The sequence below is a fragment of the Leeuwenhoekiella blandensis MED217 genome (genome assembly GCF_000152985.1).
GTDB classification, from domain to species: Bacteria; Bacteroidota; Bacteroidia; order Flavobacteriales; family Flavobacteriaceae; genus Leeuwenhoekiella; species Leeuwenhoekiella blandensis.
The window spans coordinates 3,242,095-3,259,537 of the sequence record NZ_CH672395.1 but is presented as its reverse complement, the minus strand read 5'-3'; the positions used below and the strand labels follow the sequence as shown (position 1 = coordinate 3,259,537).

Below are 17,443 nucleotides of genomic sequence, written 5' to 3'. Positions count from 1 at the left end.
GATTACAGTAACCGGTAATACGCAACCAACTAATGGAAGCGTTACTGTAAATCCTGATGGAACATTTGCCTATACTCCAGAGCCTGGCTTTGTAGGTGAAGATAGTTTTGAGTACACGGTATGTGATGATGGTACGCCTTCAGAATGTACAACAGGTACAGTAACAATTGAGGTTACACCAGATTATGGTAATTCTACTGTTGCAAATGATGATGCTTATTTCGGTCTTATTGATAATACTATTTCTGGAAATGTCTTAGATAATGACTTTGATCCTGAAGGACAGTCTCAGCAAGTAGATGTAAATGCAACACCGCTAAATGGTCCATCAAACGGAACATTAGAGATTAATAGTGACGGTTCATTTATCTATACACCAAATGCAGGTTTTATAGGAACAGATCAGTTTACATATCAGGTTTCTGATACCGGATCTCCTGTGGCAACCGATGTTGCAACCGTATATATTTCCGTAAGAGAAGATGATTATTTACCACCACCTCCGCCACCGGCTATAGTTGAGCTTGCGTTAGAGAAAGTTGGAGTATTTAATGATGAAAATGGTGATCAAAGGCCGCAGGTTGGTGAGACAATCACTTATACTTTCACCGTATACAACACAGGCGAAGTAACAATTTCAGATATTGTTATAGAAGACCCATTAGTTGATGTTTTAGGAGGACCAATTAATTTGGCACCAGGCGAAGTAGATGCAACAACGTTCACCGCGGTTTATGCAATAACTCAGGCAGATATAGAGCAGCTGTTTGTAGAAAACCAGGCTTTAGTAAGTGGTGTAGACCCTTCAGGAGATGTAATTGAAGATTTATCAGACGACCCTAATGATGATACTAACGTTGATACAAATGGTAACGGAAATCCTGATGATATTACCGTAACTATAATACCAAATGTATTATCAGACGAGGATATTGTGATATATAATGTAATGACGCCTAACGGAGATGGGCTTAACGATATCTTTATGATCGAGAATATAGACGATTATCCTGATAATAAGGTTCAGATCTTTAACCGTTGGGGTGTAGAAGTGTACAGCACAGAAGGTTATAGCATAGATAATGATAATGTGTTTAGAGGCTTCTCAGACGGTCGTGCAACAGTGCGCCGTGGTGAGCGTCTTCCTACAGGAACTTATTATTACATAATCGAATATGCAGATCCTGATACGGGTGAAGTAAGAAGAAAAGCTTCATTCTTATACATTAATTAAAAATGATTTACTCAGTGAGTATTTACTATAAACAACTTCATATGATAAATAGAAATTTGGGTAAGTTGGTATTGTTGTTTATTCTGTTTGTTTCGGTAACAGGGTATAGTCAGCAAGATCCACAATACACACAATATATGTACAACCCGTTGGTTATAAACCCCGCTTACGCGGGGAACCGTGGGGTTACCAGTATTTTACTGTTGCACCGGAGTCAGTGGGTGGGCTTAGATGGAGCGCCTACTACTCAAAATCTTTCTGTACATAGTCCCATCGGGCTAGGTAAAGTAGGTTTAGGTTTTAGCTTGGTTAACGATGTTTTGGGGCCTGCGCGAGAAACATATTTCAATACCGATTTTAGTTATACCATTGAAACGGGAATGGAAGGGAAGTTGAGTTTTGGTTTGAAGGGATCTTTGAATTTGCTTGATGTTGATTTCAGCAGAACCAATCCATTTAACCAGAATGATCCGTTTTTAGTAAATATTGATAATAAACTCTCACCTAATGTGGGTGTGGGTATCTTTTATCATGACTCTAAATTTTATGGAGGTTTATCTGCTCCGCAATTATTGCGTACAGATCACTTTGACCGAAGCGGTGCGCAAGGAGCACAAACCTTTGTGTCTGAAGAGGAAATTCATTACTATGCTTTAGCCGGTTACGTATTTGACGTGAACCGAAATTTAAAGTTTAAGCCTTCAACCTTGGTTAAAATGGTTGCCGGAGCTCCTCTTGCGGTAGATGTAAATGCCAATTTCTTATTATATGATAAACTTACTTTAGGAGCTTCTTACAGATGGAGTGCAGCTTTGAGTGCTTTAGCCGCTTTTCAAGTAAATGACGGCCTGCTGGTAGGTTTTGCGTATGACAGAGAGTCGACAGATTTGGGGAATGCAACGTACAACAATGGTACCTATGAAGTATTTCTTCGGTTTGAATTGTTCAAAGAGTATAATCGTATGTTAACTCCGCGATTCTTTTAACTTTAAAACACGCCCCTATGCGAATAAAAATACATCATCTATTTATAGCGCTTTTCCTTTCTGTTTTGACCAGTGGGTTTGGACAAGAACGCAAAGTTGCTAAAGGAAATAAACAATTTAACCAATATGCATTTGTAGATTCTCAAAAGATCTATTTGCGCGTAGCGGAAGAAGGTTATGAATCTGCCGATCTTTTTGCCAAGCTTGGAGATAGCTTTTATTATAATGCAGATTATAGTGAGGCCGTAAACTGGTATTCAAAACTTATAGAAAAATATCAAAGTGAGGTTACGCCTAATCAATATTTTCGATATGCTCAAGCGCTAAGAGCAGAGCAGGAGTACGATAAATCTGAGGAGATGATCGCTCGTTATCAAGAGTTGTCTGACGGCTCAGAAGATTTATATGCAGAACAAAGCATTTCTGAAATTAAAGAAGGAAGTGCCTCGTATGAGATTGAGAAACTAAAGGCTAATGCTGCAAAATATTCTGACTTTGCGCCTGCTTTTTATGGGGAACAATTGTTGTTCTCATCGACTAGAGATACCGGTGTGTTTACCAGACGTGTTCATAAATGGAACAATCAACCATTTCTAGATTTATATGTGGGAGATATAGATGATCAGAATCAAGTAAATACTGTGTCTAAATTGGGAGGAAGTGTCAATACAGAATTTCACGAGAGTACAGCAGTTTTGAGCCCCGATGGTAACGCCTTATATTTTACACGTAATAACTTTACTAAAGATCAATACCGAGCAGATAGTAATAAAACAAATCGTCTCAAACTCTATAAAGCTGCTAAAACTGCCGAAGGTTTAGGGGCTATTGAAGAATTGCCATTTAACGATAATAGCTTTTCTACTGCGCACCCCGCAATAACTCCCGATGGAAAAACGCTTTATTTTGCTTCTGATAGACCGGGCTCTCTCGGAGAATCAGATTTATGGAAAGTTGCGATCAATGAAGATGGCTCTTTTGGCACCGTTGAAAATTTGGGAGATAAAATAAATACTCCCGGGCGAGAGACTTTTCCGTTTATTAGTAAAGATGGAAAGCTGTACTTCTCAACTGACGGCCGTGCAGGTTTAGGTGGACTCGATGTATATGTTTATGATTTTGAAAGTGAAACTCTAGAAAATGTTGGTGCTCCTGTTAATAGTACAAAAGATGATTTTACATTCATAATCAACAGTGATACGGGTAAAGGATTTTTTGCATCCAACCGAGCCAATGATCCTTTAGATGATGATATCTACAGTTTTATTAAGGCTGCTTGTGAGAGCACCTTAATCGTAAAGGTTGTTGATAAGGAAACCAAAGAACCTCTTAACGGCGCTTTAGTAGGGATTAGAAATTTGGATAATGATCTTATCGCTTCTGGTTCTGCTGAAGCTCCTGAGGCTACTTATACTTTTCAAGATCCTGAGTGCGGAGAAGAATACTTTGCCAGAGCTGAAATGGAAGGATATATGACCGACGAGAAATTGGTGGAAATTCCTTCAGAAAGCAGTGAGGTTACTGTAATATTAGAATTAGAGCCTGCCGTTACGGCAATACCTCCAAGCTTCGATTTAGGAAAGTTGATCAACCCGATCTATTTCGATTTTGATAAATCAAACATCAGGCCTGACGCGGCAGTAGAACTTGCTAAAATTATTGAGATACTAAAAGAATATCCAGAATTACACATAGATGTAAGATCACATACAGACAGTCGAGGTAATGATGCTTATAACTTAGCACTTTCTGAGCGTCGAAATCAATCTACCATAGACTACATTGTGGAAGAAGGCGGAATCGCAAGAGAACGCTTATCTGGAAGAGGATATGGTGAAACTCAATTACTCAATGAATGTAGTAATGGCGTAGACTGTACCAAAGAACAACATCAACTTAATAGACGAAGCGAGTTTATCGTTCAGGATTATTAATAGTTGAAGTTGCATCTACATAACAAACCCGTTAAAAGCCTTCTAAATTTTAGAAGGCTTTTTCTATTGTTAAGGGGGTAATGTATTTGTACATTTACCGTTAAAAATAAATTTATGAAAGAAGAATTGGTGATTTTGGTTGATGAAAATGATAGGCAGGTAGGTTTGATGCCTAAGATGGAAGCGCACGAAAAAGCGCTTTTACATCGGGCATTTTCGGTCTTTGTTTTCAATGAGCAAAAAGAATTAATGATTCAGCGCAGAGCAGCACATAAATATCATTCTCCGGGGTTATGGACGAATACCTGTTGTAGTCATCAGCGGGAAGGAGAAAGCAATATAGAAGCCGGTAAACGTCGCCTTATGGAAGAAATGGGGTTTACTACAGAGCTTGAAGAAAACATCTCCTTCATCTATAAGGCTCCGTTTGATAATGGTCTAACTGAGCACGAGTATGATCATATTTTATTGGGAGATTTTAACGGGACGCCCAATATAAACCCGGATGAAGTTTCAGAATGGAAGTGGATGTCGCTCGAAGCGATTGAAGCTGATATGAAAGAAAACCCGCAGCGTTATACCGAGTGGTTTAAGATCATCTTTGATAAATTTTATAACCAGATCGAGCGCTAATGAAAACTGTTACCGTAAAGCGCAAAGCACATTTTAATGCAGCGCACAGACTTTACAGAGCTGATTGGGATGATGCTAAAAATCTAGAGGTTTTTGGTAAATGCAGTTATCCTAACTATCACGGGCATAATTACGAACTGATCGTTGCGGTTACAGGAGAAATTGACCCTAAAACCGGTTTTGTGATTGACCTAAAAGTGCTTAAAGATCTTATCAAATCTGAGGTTGAAGAACCTTTTGATCATAAGAATTTGAATCTTGACGTCGCTGAATTTTCACAACTTAATCCAACAGCAGAGAATATTTGTGTGGTAATTTACGACAGGCTTAAAGCAAAACTAGATGCTAAATTTGCTATTGAAGTTACGTTGTATGAAACTCCGCGTAATTCGGTAACCTATTCCGGCAACTAAAAAAACAACTATATACTAATCAATATGCCTTAAGGCGCAAAAGAATATGAGTACATCAATTTATCCAATGACATTCGACCCGGTTTTAAAAGAGAAAATCTGGGGAGGTCAAAAACTGAATGCGATTTTTAACAAAGGAACCAGTGCTACGGCAAAAGTAGGAGAGAGCTGGGAAATTGCCGATTTGAAAGAAGGTCAAAGTACGGTTAAAAACGGAGCACTTGCTGGAAAATCGCTTCATGAGGCTATTGTTGCAAATCCAGAAGGGCTTTTAGGAACTAAAGTTCATGACGTATTTGGTCCTCATTTTCCGTTGTTGATTAAATTCATTGATGCTGCCAGCGATCTTTCCATACAGGTACATCCTACAGATGAAACTTCTCCAACAGGCGTAGGAAAAACTGAAATGTGGTACATAATGCAGGCTGATGAAGGAGCGAAACTCACGGTGGGTTTCAATCAAAAAATCACTAAAGAGGAATATGATGAGCGCATAGATAATTTGACCATCGAAGAAGTGATGGATCAGCACGTGGTAAATGAAGGAGATGCGTTCTTTATTAATGCAGGACGCATTCACGCAATAGGTGGAGGTGTGTTACTTGCAGAAATTCAACAAACGTCAGATGTGACTTATCGCGTATATGATTATAACCGAAAGGACGATGACGGGAATCTAAGAGACCTTCACGTTAAGGAGTCGAGAGAAGTGCTTGACTTTGAAACCACACAAGACTTTAAACTGGACTACGATCGTAGTGTAACTAATAAACCTCAGGTCGTTAAGCATCATACCTATTTTAAAACCGAGTGGGTCAACTTAACCGAAGCTTATGAGGTGAGCCGCAAGGATTCTTTCACGATTATTATTGTGGTTTCTGGTGCTCTGGAATTTTCAGACGGTTCAACAACAGGTAACTTATCTGCAGGCGAAACCTTGCTTATTCCTGCAGCAAATGAGGCTGTAAGCCTGAAAGCAGATTCTTGCGAGATTCTGGAAGTTTACTTGTAGAACATCTGATAATTAGGCGTATTTTTGCCGAAAATTTAATTTATGGCAAGTATAAGAGACCTTAAAAAAGATATTAATTTTGTTCTTGGAGATATTATTGATGCGGTTTATATCTGGGAGGCAATTAATCCTAAAGAAGATCACACTAAATCAGAAGCAATTATTGATGATGCAATAAAAACTTTTGACGAATTGATCGCTAAAGTAAACGATCGTAAGGTAGACGATCGTCGCGCGCAGTTAAAAGCGGTAAGCGCCGAGCTTGAAGAGCGCGGTAAAGCACTTATTGATCGTGTTAACGATTTATAACAAGAGCAAAATGCAAATAAAAAAGCCTTCAATTATTGAAGGCTTTTTTTATGAGTACCACCCAAGAGTTTAATTACACAAGGCTTTTCACAAAGTTGAAAATTCGTTTCAAAGTCTAAAGCTCTAGGAACTGCTCGAAGGGATTTGACTTACAAGAATATTATGAACTACTCAGTGTAGGTAGAATCTGTTGTAGTTGTTGTAGTTTCTTCAGGCATATCTTTACGCTCTTTAATATAATCCTTTAAAGCCTTCCCGTATTTAGAGCGTCTGATTTTCGGTTTTAAAGAACTGTATATGGTATCAAGATACTTCACGTTTGCATCAAAAATTTCAGAAACTGCCAGATAAGGAGCTACTTCATACTCTTTATTATTTAATGCAAAATTCACGGTGTAAAGGTATTTTCGCTTGGTTAGGTTCTGCAACTTATTGTCGTAAAATACAATAGAGTCTTCCCATCCTTCTTTTCTAACCTCAAAACTCTTTTTAATCAAATCAAGGTTTTGGTCATTAAAGCGACGTATGATTTTAGTATACTCGTCTAATTTTTGCTGATTCTGCGAACCTGTGATCGCAGCCTGGCTTTCAAAATTCTTAAGTGAAGTGTTGACGGTCATTTGTCCCGGTTCTGCAAAGATCATAATACGATCATCATACTCGTAAGCATCTACTTTCTCAAGTGCCAGATAAACGATTTGCGGTTCTTTAAGGTCTGTGATAAACTCAAACGTTGGGTCGCCATCTACAATAACACTATCAATAGTCACTAAGGAAGTGTCTTCAATACGTTGAAGATAAATTTTTCCTTTTTTTAATCCGTTTACTTTTCCGGTAAGTGTAAAATCTCCATCCTTGCTGCAACTTGCTAGTAAAAATAAACTCACAAGGCTAAGAATAGTTAATCTAATTTGCATTTTATGATTTTTTGAGGGCTACAAATATGCCTAAAATCTTCTTTAAAAGCTAGCGGAAGTTGAGTTACTCCAAGTAAATTATAAACACTTGAAAAAGTAGAATCAGTTTGTGCGAATAAACGAAGTAATGACCTCTATTAATTCTGAAGAAATAGGTCTAGCCGATTCATTGTAGGATTTGCCATTTTCGATGTCATCACCTTCTATAATCGTTAAGACGTGATTCATATTTTCAATCATTGCTAATTGAGCATTGGGTTGTGCCTTTTTTAAATATTCGGTCTCTTCTGATGGAATCTGAAGGTCTTTACTGCCGCTTACAAGCAAAATAGGAAGCTCTAAAGAAGCAATAGTTTCAGCAGGGTTATATTTTACCCAACTCTTCATAAAAGGCTGTACAGAGGGTCTGAATAAGGAACTTAATCCCGGACTATAGCTTTCTGCTTTTCCTTTTTCTCTTAAATCAGTGAAAGCTTGTCTGGCGTTTTCAACCAATCCCGGAGCCTGTGCTTTAAGTTGGTCTATAATGAGGTTATCAATAGATTGACCGGCGCCCGCTAGAGAGATCACTTTGTCTACGCTGGTTTGTAGTGCAGCAAGTTTTGCGATAAGTGCGCCCTGAGAATGGCCAAGCAAAATAATGTGATTATATCCTTGATCTTTAAAGTGCTTGGTGACTGCAACAGCATCATTTACAAAATCATCAAAGCGCAGTTGCTCTTCAATCAAGGCGTTTTGACGCATAAGCGCAAATAAACGCTTGTCGTATCTAAAGCTTGCAAAACCATTTTTGGTAAGTTGTTGTGCCAGTTTTTTCAAACTGTTATTGTTTGTCATCTGTTGATTGCCGTTGCGATCTGTAGGTCCAGATCCTGCAATTATGATGACTAAAGTATCAGTTTGTTTTTCAGGCTTTAGGAGTGAACCGCTGATTAAATCAGTAACGCGTACTTCAGTTTCTGAAATATTCTGAGCCTGAGTAAAAAAAACACCGAATAAAAAGCAAAGCAGCAAGTTGTACCGCATAAGCAGAAGGTTTATTGAATATTATAATGCTTAAGTAGCTGAGCGATTTTTTCGGGATGTTGTGTGCCCAGCAAGAGTTCGTTCCCGTCTTGAAAAACAAGTTGAAGTCCTTTTTTTCCCTTGGTGGTAAGCGCTTTGCGTTTTGTAAAAGAGATTCGATATCCCCAACCACCATATTCTCGAATAGGATGGTATTTGCGTATGCTGGCGCTTTTGATCTCTTGCCAGGATTTAAATCTGGATTTAATGTGAAAAGGAACAAACCTGTAGGTGATTCCTTTTTCATCTATTGTGGTCTCTAATTTAAAAATGTACCAAAACCCTAAGAATAATGCGAGCACCACAAGAATACTCAATATCACAGATGCAAGTTCGTATCGTGAAAGATCAAGTGTATCCCACTCCAAAACAATAGGGCTTACCGCAATTGCTAAAATGACAACTAACAATAGACGCAACCACCATTGGTCAAACCGCTGTATTTCTTTAAACGTTTTCATATAAGATTTAACTTATTAAAAATGATGCCAAAATCAATGGCAAAGATATTTAGTTAACTAAAGTCTTGCACAGAATTAATCGTAAGATAAGTTTAATTGTTTTAGAAATCGAAAGTCTCTTCAATATTGTGATTTTCTATAGTTTTGAAACTCATATTGATAAACTTTTAGAATCATTAGAGTCGAAAAAAGAGCCTTATAAAGCGATTCAATGTTTTAAGTTTGCAAAAAAAATACATAATGAGAACGTTGATTTTAGGTTTAGTAGTAACCAGTTTGATAGGTTTTAAAAGTTTTGCTTTTGATACAGAAGGAGATGATTGGGGAAGCAAGGGACATCGAGCGACAGCTGCTATTGCGGTAAAATATTTAAAGCCGCGCACAAAGAAAGCTATTGAGAAGCTGTTAGGAGATGAAACTCTGGTGACCGTTTCGACTTATGGCGATGAGATCAAAAGTTATGAAGAGTATAGAAAATACAGCAGTTGGCATTATGTGAATATCGCGCCAGGTTTGAGCTATGCCGAAGCAGATAAAAATGAATATGGCGATCTGGTACAAGGAATCAATACGTGTAAAGAAGTGATTACTTCTGAAGATGCTACTATAGAAGAAAAACGTTTTTACTTAAAGATGTTGGTACATTTTATAGGAGATCTTCACCAGCCGTTGCATTTGGGACACGCTGAAGATAAAGGTGGAAATGACTTTCAAGTACGTTGGTTTAATAACGGGACGAACTTACACTCGCTTTGGGATTCAAAACTTATTGAGAGTTACGGGATGTCGTATAGCGAACTAGCCACAAATTTTGGTCAAGTATCTAAAAAGCAATTTAAAGAGATTAGTAAAGGCGATTTGATGGATTGGGTAAGTGAAGGGCAGATTTTAGCAGAAAAAGTGTATGACTCTGCCGAAATAGGAGAGAAGCTAAGCTATCGTTATCAAGCAGATTATAACCAGATGGTTCAAGAGCAATTGCAAAAAGGAGGGGTGCGCTTAGCAGCACTTTTAAATGAGTTGTTTGATTAAAAGAACAACAGCTTCAAATAAAAAAACGGGCTATGATGTTTTGAGATCATAGCCCGTTTTTTTGAATACTATTTGTTCAATCACTACTACTACTACTACTACTACTACTACTACTACTACTACTACTACTACTAATAATAATAATCTTATTCTTCGGTTGTGATATGGCTGTCCTTGTATTGTTTGGGTGTTGCATCACAATACTTCTTGAAAATACGCGTAAGATGACTCTCATCTGTAAAGCCAAGCTGAATAGCAATTTGTGAAACAGTAAAATCAGAATTGAGCAATCTGTCTTTTGCAATTTCTAATTTATAAAGCAAAATATAGTTATGTAATGAATTGCCGGTTTCCTTCTTAAAGTAATTGCTTAGCGTACTGCTGGTAATATGAAAATGCTTAGCAATAGCTGAAATTTTAAGCAAGTTAGAATCGTAAATATTGTATCTGATGTAAGCGTAAATCTCATCGATACGATCTGATTTTTTATGTGATCGAGGTTTTACACTTTCAGGATTTTTGCTGGTCACATTACGCGCAAGAATGCTAAGAATGGTACTTACCATATTTGCAATGATTTGTAAATGGTATTGCTCTTTTGCGTTGTTTTCTTTTCGAATAAAAAATAAAATACGCCAAATAAGATCACGGTCTTTTCCACTTTTAAGCGATTCTTCAAATTTTCTTTTTGGGTGATTTAAAATAAACTCGCTCCGTCGAAGCCAAGATTGGCGGTCGGGAAGATTGATCTTACTCGAGAACAAGAGATCTGTAAATTTGAATACGATAAAAGTAGTATTCTCGTGGGTTTTGATCTGCGGAATTTCATCCTTGGCAAACACAAAAATATCACGACTTTTGAATGGCGTAACTTTATTTTTAATTGTAATTCGACCGCTTCCTTCTTCGATAAAAAGGATTTGAAAATAGAGGTCACCATTATTATCAGGATCCCATCTCGATGTAGAAAATCGATCAATTATAAATATATCTTGCCAATTAAGTTGTATCATGGCACACAGTAGGATTTAGATTAAATAAGGGGTGGTATATGCGTCTTAGAGGATAGATAAAAGTTACAAGAAATCTGGATTTAATTTTCATTTCATCGACTTTTAACAAAATATTAGCATTTATCCTCAGAATGTAATCCTTTGATTTACTGTGTGTTTTGATTGCTAAAAGGCTTTAGTAGTGAACTTTCTAAATCAATTTGTCTAAATCTTATTATGAAATTGTAAGAAATACTTACTTTTTAAATTCTTCTGTGCCCAAGGATATGTTAAACCAAAAAGATTTTAAAGGGAAAGTGGACAGAAGGAATCTCTTTGGGTGTAGTTAAAAACCTTTTTTAAAGCGAAGAAGGCTAAAAATAGTATTAAGAAACAACAAATTTGAGTTCATTGCGATAGGTTGAAGGTGTCTTACCGGTGAACCTTTTAAATTGCTTGTTGAAGTGGCTAAAATTATTAAAACCACTTTCATAACAAACGTCTGTAATGCTTATAGGTTTTTCGTGAAGAAGTTTTGCTGCGTGTACAAGGCGGTATTCATTTACAAATTGTGTAAATGTTTTGCCGGTGATCTTTTTAAAGTATCTGCAAAAAGCTGGAACCGTCATACTTACCAGTTCTGAAATTTCCTCTAAAGTGATTTGACGCTTGAATTCTTCTTTTACAAAATTGAATATAATATTGATTCTGTTATTGTCTTGTAGTTCTGTTTCAAGTATGAAACCCTGGGCGTTGAGAACCGTGTATTTATCTGCAGCTTCTAATTCCTTTAAAATTTCAAGAAGTACCAATAGGCGGTTGTAATTAGAAGCTTCCTTTATAGCTTCAATTTTTAAACCTACCGAGCGTTTCAATTCCCCGTGAAAAACGATTCCCATTTTTGCACGTTCAAATAGCGCTTTGATTCCGCGCATCTCTGGGATATTGAAAAAATCTGGACCCAAAAAATCAGGATGCATTTGAATTACGGTTTCGCGTTCATAATTATTAAGAGAATCTGTGAAACCGCAATGGGGTAAATTTGAACCAATGAGAATGAGTTCTCCGTTGCGATAGTAAGAAATATGACTACCTACTTGTCGTTTGCCGGTGCCACCCTTTACATAAACCAACTCAAGTTCAGGATGATAATGCCAGAAATTGTGACTATTATTCTCGTGATTTTCATCATAGGTACGGTAAGCAAACGAGCTGCCAAAACCCGGTTCAATTTTTTCAAAAGCTGGTTTTGGGGATTTTATCATAGTATTTCCTGTTAATTAAGTATAAAGTTAGCATAGGTCTTAACCTAAAACCTGTGCTATATTAACCTAAATATATAGGTTTTTCACAAAGTTAAATTTTTTAATTGCTTCAAGGTTAAAATAGCACATAAAATTGCACAATAGGTTCTATTCCAAGGTGCATTTGCGCCCTACATTTGTAATGTGAAAAAATTAAAACACTCACAAAAACCAAAAACTATGAAAAAATTATTTAAAACTTTGGTATTCGCATTGACATTAGCCCTTACTCTAAATGCCAGTGCAGCAGATGGAATTGCAGTTACAGTAAATGAAGACTTCCAAGTAAAAGTTGAATATACTAATGCAATAGAAGGAGCTCAAATTTATCTTGAGGATGTTGACGGAGAGCGTCTTTACAGTGAGTATGCAGGAAGTGTAGCAAACGACTCTAAGACTTTAAGTTTAGAAGAATTGCCAGTAGGAAAATACTACTTGATCTACGAAGATGATTATGCTAAATCGTATACTACAATCAAAAAAGAATTTAAAGGTCTTGATATCGTAAAGGACGAAAGTAAAACTATTTTCAAACCTAATTATAGAGTTGAAAATGACATCGTAATGATTTCTTTTACCAATCCTAAGGAAGTAAAAACAACTACGAGAGTTTATGACGAGAGTGGAGCGATTATCGAGTCAATGTCTGATCATAATCTTGTTGTGAAACAAGCACTAAATTTTGAAGAATTACCAGCAGGTAACTACAGAATTGGAGTTTCAATAGGTAAAGACTATTTCTCAAAACAAATTGCTATCAAATAAGCTTAATACCCTAATAATGGAAAAGTCCTGCCAGAAATGAGCAGGACTTTTTTTATGCGTCAAGATAAAATAAAGCCCAATAGATTAGCCCAAATTGAAGGATTATGCGACCCCATAATAACCATTTGGGTAAGTTGAGTCCGGCTTTTACTGAAGAAAGCATATAAAAGTGGACTAAAAGGAAAACAGCCAACATAAGGACAACTCCCCAAATAGCGATATTCTTAGTATCTGGAAAACAAAGGAAGATACCCAATAGTATTTCTGCTAGACCGCTTAAATAAACGAGCGTTTTATGTGCAGGCAGATATCTGGGCATAATGCGCATATAGGCTTTTGGCTTTACAAAATGCATAATTCCTGCGAGGATATACATTGCGGCCATTACATAAAGATGCCAAACATAATTCATGTGAATACTTTAATGTACTTCTTGTTTAATTTGAAGTTGATTGGTGAAGTCTTTAAATGCTTCCAACGATTTTTTTTCTACGATAATGGGATTGATCCTGATTTTCTTTGAACCTGCTTCAATGACATAATCTCCAACTTTATTTCTGTAAAATCGATCAATATTTTGAATTTCGATCGATTTAGAATAAAAAGGAAAGTGTTTGATGATGTGATCTTGCGTGACTGTTAAATATTGAAATCGATATTGATAAATAAATTTACCTAGATAATAGATACCCAAACAGGCTAATAAATAATCAATAGTGTTTAAAGGCTCGTCAATAATAACATTTTTAGTAATTGAAAACAGAATCCATACGAGACCTATGGTGAGGTATAAAAAAAGTCTCCATCGTTTGTATAACAATTTCATAAATAAGAGTTAGTCGCTTATTACTGTTTGCTAGGGAGACATTACAGCCGTTTGAAAAACGTACCGCGTAATAAGTAGAGTTTTACATTATTCCTTTGGGGGCTGATTTGCCCGCTCAATTTACATTAATTTATACTTTATATAATATAAATCTGAAGAAAACTATTTAAAATAGGCTAACCTGATTTTGAGACCTTTCATATCTTGTATATTCTCATCTTCAAAATAGTATGTTTTTTTGAGAAAGCTCAGTTCATTTGAAATACAAAGCACAAGAGCATCTAGAATATCATCGCGTTTCACCCATTTTCGTTGCGTATTTTTCAAGATCTCTTGATAAAGCATAAAAGCATCTTGATCATAGCTAGACAATAGTCTTAAACGATCTTCAATACCTTCAGAAGTACTTTTTTTACTCTGCAAAACCTCGCCTTTGTTGAGGTATTTAAAACAGATTTCGGGATGACTTTCAATCAATTCAAGCGCTAAATTCTTTTGATGGAGTAGAAAATGGTCGAGTTCGCGTATTTTACTTTTTATATTAAGTGTTTGTTCAGAAAGGCTTTTGCCTTCTATGCGCTTATTGAGCTGCTTGGCCTTATCTCGATCTGGCTCGTAGGTTGCTTCCCGGGTAGGAGGATTAAAGATGGTTGACCTTCTAGATTGAAGTTCTGTGCGTAGTGTAGTTTCTAAGGTTCGGGTAAAACCTTCGGAAGAAAGCCCTATCGGCATATCTATAAAAAAACGAGATGGTTGCAAAAAGTGCTGATTGAGCGTTTCAATCGAAGAAATAACTTCGTATGAAAATGCCCCTTCGTTCTTAAAAATCACGAGCCAACCGCCTTTGCAACCATCAATTCCTCCCAGAAGCATTATACTAATTCTTCGGCGTGTTTGATTCTTCCGCCTTTATCGAGAATTTGCTTTTTCATCTTTTCAAAATCAGCTTCATTAAGCGCACGTGTAGCATCTTCATAAAGCGTGACTTTAAAACCTTCGTCAAGCGCATCGAGCACAGAGTAGCTCACGCAATATTCTGCAGCTAAACCACAAAAGTGTAGCGAAGTGATTCCCTTTCCTTTTAAATATCCAGAAAGACCTGTTGACTTTTTGTGTGCGTTGTCATAGAAGCCGCTATAGCTGTCAATTTTAGGATCTGTTCCTTTTCTAAAAATAGCTTCAATACGCGCCGCATTCATATGTGGGTGAAAGTCTGCTCCACCTGTGGTTTGTACACAGTGCACAGGCCATAAGGTTTGTTCTAGACCATCGATCGTGGTAGTATCAAAATTTTCTTTGTCGTGATGATTATCTGCAAAGCTCGAGTGGTTTTCAGGATGCCAGTCTTGCGTGGCAATGACCAGTTCAAATTTTTCCTGAAGCTTATTCACTAAAGGAATGATTTGATCTCCACCGGGTACGGCTAGTGCGCCGCCAGGCATAAAATCGTTTTGCATATCGATGATAATAAGGGCTTTCATAAGTTTTGGTTATTTCTGGTTGTTTATAGTTTTTAAATAGTTGAGGGCGTCAGGATCTTCGGTTTTTAAGAGAACTACGCCGCAACGAGCTCGGGTTCCGTAGATCGCAGATGCACTAGCGCCAGTTAAGATGGTGTCAGAAATCGAGAACGTTTCTAAGTGTTCAACAAAAGGTTTGTATTGTGGACTTTTCTCTAAATCCAAAAAGTGGGATTGTGTTGTTTGTAAAACAAAAAGGATTTTACAATCAGCGGTGATTCTAGGTTTTTTGCTTTCTTGTTCTTTTAAGGCCTGACGTTGCGCTTCATTTAAACCGGTTAATGAAATGCCGGGGCGAGGACCTACAAATTGCGCATCATAAAGAATCTTGGTTTTCACCATATTCAGCTTTTCTTCTGAATCTTCAACTTGTTGATAATCCTGAAGCCACGTTTCATTTTCTTCTTGAGTTAAACGGACTTTTGTATTCGTCTCTTGAGCGGCTGTAGGTAATGTTAGCATAAATAATAAAAGGATAAGATTGAATAGTCTCATTATTTAGTTTTTATGTTCAGCTATTAATCGATCGCGCTCTTCTTTAAGTTGATTGCTAATACCTACTTTGTAAATATGCGGATTGTCGAATCGTTTGAATTCTTCAGGTAAAGCAGCCAATTGTTTCTTGCTAAAAGCAGCCACTTCCTGTACTGATTTTTCAGGATAAACCCGTTTTCCTTGTTGCATCACCGGTTGCAACATCGCTTGCTGTTTTAAATCATCAATGTTGAGGTTTTTGAAAGGTTCTACAGGATGATGCATAACGGAGATATGCGCTTCTTTAGATAAAGCGATTGCATCTGCACCTATAAGTACATTATCTTCAGTCAGAATTCTATAGACTTGTTTTTTATGCGGAAGCGTCACTTTTGAGATACTTTCAGAAATTTTGATACGCGGCTTTCCGTTAGCAAAAGAAAGTTTGTAAACGCCGTCTAGAGCACCATTGGGTTTACCAATTACAAGATTGGTTCCTACACCATAAACATCAATAGGAGCATTTTGATTTTGTAAACTTTGAATGACGTATTCATCTAACTGATTAGAAGCTGCAATTTTCACATAATCCAGACCGGCTTGATCGAGCATGATACGACAGCGTTTGGCTAAATAAGCGAGGTCGCCACTGTCTAAGCGAATAGCAAGTAGCTTTTGACCACGTGCTTCCATTTCTTTTGCGACAGTAATTGCGTTAGGCATTCCACTTTTTAAGGTGTCATAAGTGTCTACCAGTAGCACGCAATTTTTAGGTCTGTGCTCTGCAAAATCTCTAAATGCGGTAAGTTCGTCATCATAACTCTGTACAAAAGCGTGTGCCATCGTACCGCTGATGGGAAAGCCATAATCTCGACCGGTGATCACATTGCTGCTTCCGTCAAAACCGCCAATCATAGCTGCTCTTGACGCATAATATCCTCCAGGACCTTGTGCGCGGCGCAATCCAAAATCGAGCAAGGTTTTGTCGCCGGCAACATTGCGTATGCGGTTTGCTTTGGTTGCTATCAAGGTTTGAAAATTCAATGTGTTGAGTAAGATGGTTTCAATGATTTGCGCTTCAATAAGATTAGCTTCAACTTGAAGGACAGGTGCTGTAGGGAAAACGATTTCGCCTTCCTGCATAGCATTGATAGTTCCGCGAAAGCGAAAGTCCTTTAAATAGGCTAAAAATTCAGGTTCAAAATCGTGCTCTTTGAGGTAAGCGATATCTCTTTCTGAAAATCGAAGTTCTTCGATTATAGAGATGATCTCTTCAAGTCCGGCAAAAATTGCATAGCCACCATTGAAGGGAAGTTTTCTAAAGAAGTAATCAAAAACCGCTTGCTGATTTTGATTTTTATTGAAGTAAACCTGAGCCATACTCAATTGGTATAGATCGGTATACGTAGCAGTAAACTGAAACATTATAAAAATTTGGTTAAGTGAATTTACCAAATTAAGCTGTAATCGCCGGCTACGAGTGGTTAAAGAATCGTTAGAATTAAGGCATAAAAAAACCGCTCAAAAAGAGCGGTTTTAATTATGAAGTCAGGCTTCTAGATCCAG

General features: G+C 37.2%; 20 protein-coding genes. 9 read left to right on the top strand and 11 right to left on the bottom strand.

Annotation, left to right across the window (positions count from 1 at the left end; all coding sequences use genetic code 11):
* The 7 genes from MED217_RS19140 to MED217_RS13775 all read left to right on the top strand — a co-directional run.
* Nucleotides 1-1,234 (top strand): T9SS C-terminal target domain-containing protein (locus tag MED217_RS19140; RefSeq protein WP_040532875.1); only part of this gene is annotated, 1,234 nt, incomplete at its 5' end.
* 41 nt (nt 1,235-1,275) lie between these two features.
* Entirely contained in the window at nt 1,276-2,220 is a 945-nt protein-coding gene (locus MED217_RS13800; RefSeq protein WP_009781157.1) for a PorP/SprF family type IX secretion system membrane protein, read from the top strand.
* A 17-nt stretch (nt 2,221-2,237) separates the two neighbouring features.
* Entirely contained in the window at nt 2,238-4,154 is a 1,917-nt protein-coding gene (locus tag MED217_RS13795) for an OmpA family protein (RefSeq protein WP_009781156.1), read from the top strand.
* Between the two features lie 114 nt (nt 4,155-4,268).
* Nucleotides 4,269-4,787, top strand: coding sequence for an isopentenyl-diphosphate Delta-isomerase (gene idi / locus MED217_RS13790; protein ID WP_009781155.1), 519 nt, complete (start codon nt 4,269-4,271; stop codon nt 4,785-4,787).
* The gene (locus MED217_RS13785; protein ID WP_009781154.1) at nt 4,787-5,200 is read left to right on the top strand and encodes a 6-pyruvoyl trahydropterin synthase family protein; all 414 of its coding nucleotides are present in this window, start codon (nt 4,787-4,789) and stop codon (nt 5,198-5,200) included. The genes idi and MED217_RS13785 overlap by 1 nt, the downstream gene beginning before the upstream one ends.
* 46 nt (nt 5,201-5,246) lie before the next feature.
* Complete coding sequence (locus MED217_RS13780) at nt 5,247-6,212, top strand: type I phosphomannose isomerase catalytic subunit (RefSeq protein WP_009781153.1); 966 nt, start codon at nt 5,247-5,249, stop codon at nt 6,210-6,212.
* A gap of 42 nt (nt 6,213-6,254) precedes the next feature.
* On the top strand, nt 6,255-6,521 hold the full coding sequence (locus MED217_RS13775) for a hypothetical protein (protein ID WP_009781152.1): 267 nt from the start codon (nt 6,255-6,257) through the stop codon (nt 6,519-6,521).
* A 167-nt stretch (nt 6,522-6,688) separates the two neighbouring features.
* Here the strand turns inward: MED217_RS13775 and MED217_RS13770 are convergent, their stop codons facing one another.
* From MED217_RS13770 to MED217_RS13760, 3 genes are all read right to left on the bottom strand, one after another.
* Nucleotides 6,689-7,438 (bottom strand): DUF4369 domain-containing protein, encoded by a 750-nt coding sequence (locus tag MED217_RS13770; RefSeq protein WP_009781151.1) that lies wholly within the window; start codon nt 7,436-7,438, stop codon nt 6,689-6,691.
* A 102-nt stretch (nt 7,439-7,540) separates the two neighbouring features.
* Nucleotides 7,541-8,464, bottom strand: coding sequence for an alpha/beta hydrolase (locus MED217_RS13765; protein ID WP_009781150.1), 924 nt, complete (start codon nt 8,462-8,464; stop codon nt 7,541-7,543).
* 11 nt (nt 8,465-8,475) lie between these two features.
* The gene (locus MED217_RS13760) at nt 8,476-8,964 is read right to left on the bottom strand and encodes a hypothetical protein (RefSeq protein ID WP_009781149.1); all 489 of its coding nucleotides are present in this window, start codon (nt 8,962-8,964) and stop codon (nt 8,476-8,478) included.
* Nucleotides 8,965-9,204: 240 nt separating this feature from the next.
* Here MED217_RS13760 and MED217_RS13755 point away from each other — a divergent pair, with 240 nt between their 5' ends.
* Nucleotides 9,205-9,996: a S1/P1 nuclease gene (locus tag MED217_RS13755; protein WP_009781148.1), complete on the top strand. Its 792-nt coding sequence runs from the start codon at nt 9,205-9,207 to the stop codon at nt 9,994-9,996.
* 146 nt (nt 9,997-10,142) lie between these two features.
* Here the strand turns inward: MED217_RS13755 and MED217_RS13750 are convergent, their stop codons facing one another.
* Both MED217_RS13750 and MED217_RS13745 read right to left on the bottom strand, forming a co-directional pair.
* Nucleotides 10,143-11,009: a helix-turn-helix domain-containing protein gene (locus MED217_RS13750; protein WP_009781147.1), complete on the bottom strand. Its 867-nt coding sequence runs from the start codon at nt 11,007-11,009 to the stop codon at nt 10,143-10,145.
* Between the two features lie 365 nt (nt 11,010-11,374).
* Entirely contained in the window at nt 11,375-12,253 is an 879-nt protein-coding gene (locus tag MED217_RS13745; RefSeq protein WP_009781146.1) for an AraC family transcriptional regulator, read from the bottom strand.
* A gap of 219 nt (nt 12,254-12,472) precedes the next feature.
* Here MED217_RS13745 and MED217_RS13740 point away from each other — a divergent pair, with 219 nt between their 5' ends.
* On the top strand, nt 12,473-13,057 hold the full coding sequence (locus tag MED217_RS13740; RefSeq protein WP_009781145.1) for a T9SS type A sorting domain-containing protein: 585 nt from the start codon (nt 12,473-12,475) through the stop codon (nt 13,055-13,057).
* Between the two features lie 52 nt (nt 13,058-13,109).
* Here the strand turns inward: MED217_RS13740 and MED217_RS13735 are convergent, their stop codons facing one another.
* The 6 genes from MED217_RS13735 to MED217_RS13710 form a co-directional block, all read right to left on the bottom strand.
* Entirely contained in the window at nt 13,110-13,469 is a 360-nt protein-coding gene (locus MED217_RS13735) for a DoxX family protein (protein ID WP_009781144.1), read from the bottom strand.
* A gap of 9 nt (nt 13,470-13,478) precedes the next feature.
* Nucleotides 13,479-13,883, bottom strand: a complete 405-nt coding sequence (locus MED217_RS13730; protein WP_009781143.1) for a hypothetical protein — start codon at nt 13,881-13,883, stop codon at nt 13,479-13,481.
* 162 nt (nt 13,884-14,045) lie between these two features.
* Nucleotides 14,046-14,756: a DUF429 domain-containing protein gene (locus MED217_RS13725; protein ID WP_009781142.1), complete on the bottom strand. Its 711-nt coding sequence runs from the start codon at nt 14,754-14,756 to the stop codon at nt 14,046-14,048.
* Entirely contained in the window at nt 14,756-15,364 is a 609-nt protein-coding gene (gene pncA, locus MED217_RS13720) for a bifunctional nicotinamidase/pyrazinamidase (protein WP_009781141.1), read from the bottom strand. The genes MED217_RS13725 and pncA overlap by 1 nt, the downstream gene beginning before the upstream one ends.
* Nucleotides 15,365-15,373: 9 nt before the next feature.
* Complete coding sequence (locus tag MED217_RS13715; RefSeq protein ID WP_154648949.1) at nt 15,374-15,898, bottom strand: hypothetical protein; 525 nt, start codon at nt 15,896-15,898, stop codon at nt 15,374-15,376.
* A gap of 3 nt (nt 15,899-15,901) precedes the next feature.
* The gene (locus MED217_RS13710) at nt 15,902-17,302 is read right to left on the bottom strand and encodes a nicotinate phosphoribosyltransferase (RefSeq protein WP_009781139.1); all 1,401 of its coding nucleotides are present in this window, start codon (nt 17,300-17,302) and stop codon (nt 15,902-15,904) included.
* Nucleotides 17,303-17,443: the final 141 nt, after the last annotated feature.